This window comes from Floridaenema aerugineum BLCC-F46 (genome assembly GCF_041929345.1).
Taxonomy (GTDB): domain Bacteria; phylum Cyanobacteriota; class Cyanobacteriia; order Cyanobacteriales; family Aerosakkonemataceae; genus Floridanema; species Floridanema aerugineum.
In genome coordinates this window covers 1-3,571 of the sequence record NZ_JBHFNQ010000264.1, presented here as the reverse complement: position 1 = coordinate 3,571, position 3,571 = coordinate 1, and the positions used below count along the sequence as shown (strand labels likewise).

The 3,571-nt window shown below is 40.0% G+C and carries 1 protein-coding gene; it reads left to right on the top strand.

From position 1 onward, the window contains the following. The first annotated feature begins 334 nt into the window (after positions 1–334). Positions 335–3,340 (top strand): plasmid replication protein, CyRepA1 family, encoded by a 3,006-nt coding sequence (locus tag ACE1CC_RS35855; protein ID WP_413275213.1) that lies wholly within the window; start codon positions 335–337, stop codon positions 3,338–3,340. Positions 3,341–3,571: the final 231 nt, after the last annotated feature.

Sequence of the window (3,571 nt, the reverse complement as noted above, 5' to 3'; positions counted from 1 at the left end):
GCGTTACACTGGCGTTAACGCACCCTACTGATGGTGGTATAATTCCAGTCCCTAGATGGTGCGTTACACTGGCGTTAACGCACCCTACTGATGGTGGTATAATTCCAGTCCCTAGATGGTGCGTTACACTGGCGTTTTTCTTAAATGCCGCAGGCTATACGCACCCTACGCATAGTCGCTAAAAGATGTAACAAGCGATCGCACCACCCTCCACCTATAGAGTGTTATCATACAAACCCAACCCACAGCACCCTACAATTAGTGTTGCAGGGGATATTTCCATGTTCTGAAACTTAGTCTCAGAACCGATAACTCACGTCGTTAAATAGTCTCCATGAAGTGCAAACCCGACCATATCGAACAAAATCATTGGAATGAATGGCTTGCTAGTGGTGTCAACCCTGACTTGATTTCCCTTTGTGTCAGCAGTCTCAAAGGTGAACGCATCTACAACTACCTCTGCTACTCAACCGAACTCCCGCGCAACAGTGCAGGTAGACTCTCCCTTGGATTTATCAAACGCTACGAACACGCTACAAATGGTGGTTGGTGGTGCAATGGCGTTGATCCCGAAACTGGGGAAGCAATGGAATGGGGATGTTTCAAACCAAATCAACCGCGCTTGGGTGCAAAAGACAAATTAATTAAATATGAACATCCGCCGAAAATTGCTACTAGGGCTTTTTTCTTACCTGTAACTTTGCAAATTTGGCGCAAAATTGCGGAAAGATTTAATTTAGTAATTCCCGAAAATATAGAGGTTTCAGAAACAGGTGAAGCGTTAGGTTTTTGGAGTTGGGTAATTACGCAGTCTCGACTACCTATTATTATTACTGAAGGTGCGAAAAAAGCTGCTGCACTTTTAAGTGTTGGCTTTGTGGCGATCGCTTTACCGGGAATTTGGAATGGTAGAAGAGTAGATCCAATTAATAAAACTGCTAGTTTAATTCCTGATTTACAACCTTTCGTTCAAGATGGGAGACAATTCGCTTTTTGTTTTGACCAAGATACTAAAACCCAAACTGTTAACTCGATTAATTTAGCGATTAAAAAAACCGCCCAACTTCTAATTAATGAGGGCAAATGTTCAGTTAAAGTAATTACTTGGAATTCTCCTCAAAAAGGGGTAGATGATTTGATTGTTGCTGAAGGTGCAGCAGCATTTGAGCAAGCTTATCATAATGCTTTGTCTTTCGGACAATGGAATTGGTTAATTAAAAAACAAACTAGTTTGACTATTCCTGCTACTGTCAAACTGAATGTGGCTGATTTATCTACTATTGGTTTAGAGTTACCCCAAACGGGAATTATTGCTATTTGTTCTGGTAAAGGTACGGGAAAAACTAAGTTAATTGCTCAAGTTACTGCGGAAAATGAAAGATTATTATCTTTGACTCATCGCATATTTTTAGGTCGTTCTTTGGCGGAAAGATTGGGTTACACTTGGCGGACTGATGCTGATAAAGGTAATGGTTATTATATTGATGAAAATGGTTGTCCGACTTGGCGATTGGGTTTATGTGTTGAATCTTTGTTAGGGATTCGTCCGTTTCAATTTATGGGGGCGACGGTGGTAATTGATGAAGTTTGTCAGGTTTTTCGGGCTTTACTTACTAGCAACACTTGTAACAAAGAAGGGCGAAGACCTGCAATTTTAGCTAGGTTTGAGGAAATTATTAAGGTGGCGGCGCGAGTAATTATTGCTGATGCTGATTTGGATAATTTTGTGGTTGATTATGTTAAAAGTTTGCGGGGTGAAGATGAGGTCTTTTTGATTCAAAATCAATACCAAAATCCGGGATATGGTTGCACTATTTATGATTCTTTTGATCATAGTGCGATCGTTGCTGATACTGTAGAAATGGCGACGGGTGGGAAACGATTATTTATTGCTACTGATTCGTTGAAAAGTTCTAATGTGTTGGTTAATTTGTTGGAGTCGGGGATTAGTCGCGATCGCATTTTAGTAATCAACTCTGAAACCGTTAATCTTACAGAACAACGGGAATATGTCCGACAAATCAATGAGAAATTACCCCTTTATGATATCGTCATCGCTACTCCTAGTATGTCTACTGGCGTAAGTATTGAAGCGGAATGGTTTGATGCAGTAATTGGCATTTTTTATGGCGTAGTTAATGATGCTGATATCGCCCAATCTTTAGCCAGAGTTAGACATCCTGTACCCCGTTATGTTTGGGTAGCTAAGTGTGGAAAAAACTTCTGTTCAGTTTCTAAATCTGAGTCTCCATTCGTGGTTTTACGGGAATTAAAATCTCGCTGGGATTTGGAAGTGGGATTAATTAGAATGAGTTTATCGCCGGAAATGTTGGCGGTTGTAAATACACCGATCGATTGGGAAAACTGCTGTCATAAAAAACTGTGGTCACAAATAGAAGCTAACAGTAATGCGGCGATGTGGAATTTGCGAGAAGCGGCGATCGCTAGGTTAAGATATGAAGGAAATCACCTCAAAATTATTACGGTTAATTCCAGTCCATTTTTTCAACATTTGACTAAAAAGGTGAGTAATAAAATACAAGTTGCACATTACAAAGCTGTGGCTAATTCTCGCATTTTATCGACTAGGGAAAAAGCAGAATTAGAATCTCAAGAAGTTATCACCGCAGAGTCAAGATTAAACTTAGAAAAAACCCAAGTTGCAGAATGGGCGGTGGTACAAAAAGAAGCAGAAATCACCCCGGAATTAGTAAAAGTTTATTCTCAGTTATCTGGGGCGATTTTGCGTTATGAAGATTTGCGTTATGGATTAGCTGTGGAAAGAGACGAAAAAGCGATCGCACTTCAAGCAAAATGGAAACTTGGTTTATTTATTCCCAATATCTACACCAAAGAACAAGAACGCATTGTGCGAGAACGTTTGGGACTTTTGCAGTGGATCGATCGCCTCTTAAGCGGCGAAACTTTAACCAATGAAGACTTAGAACCTTTAGCTAAATTAGTTTGGGAACACTACAAACAAGTTAACTTAATCTTAGGTTTGAATTTCAATCCCAATTCACCTAAACACTCTAACATTTATATTTTTAATCAACTCATTAAACAACTGGGAATTCCCCTGGAAACCATCCGTTATCGCCACAAGAAAGCAGCGACAGTCAGCTTACAAAAAAAACGTTGGCGACTTATAGAAAGCATTCTCCAACGACGTAAATTTAGAAGAAATAATCAAGTTGAAATGTTAAACACTGTCACCGAAGCAGAATTAACAAAACCATCCAATGCTAACAACTCCTTTTTTATCCCTTGCTTAACCAACTTTTCCTTGTTTTCTAGTTTAGAAAATCAGCTAAACTTAGAAAAACTGTTAAGTAAGTAGATGTAAATAAAGTGAAAACCAAGGCGGGAGGCGGGCAAGATGCCCGCCCCACAAGAAAGCTGAAACTCTTGTGGGGTGGGCATCCTGCCTGCCCCACAACAAAGCTGAAACTCTTGTGGGGTGGGCCCCTATCCTTAGATAACTATTATCACTTTATTTATTTGCGCCTACTTAAAACCGCAACTACACAAACTCTCGTCAGCCGACAAAGACTCATTAGAATGGGCATAA

What these genes read in the sequence shown, in the direction of transcription:
- ACE1CC_RS35855 (WP_413275213.1), top strand. Translation starts at nt 335, where the DNA reads ATGAAGTGCAAACCCGACCATATCGAACAAAATCATTGGAATGAATGG.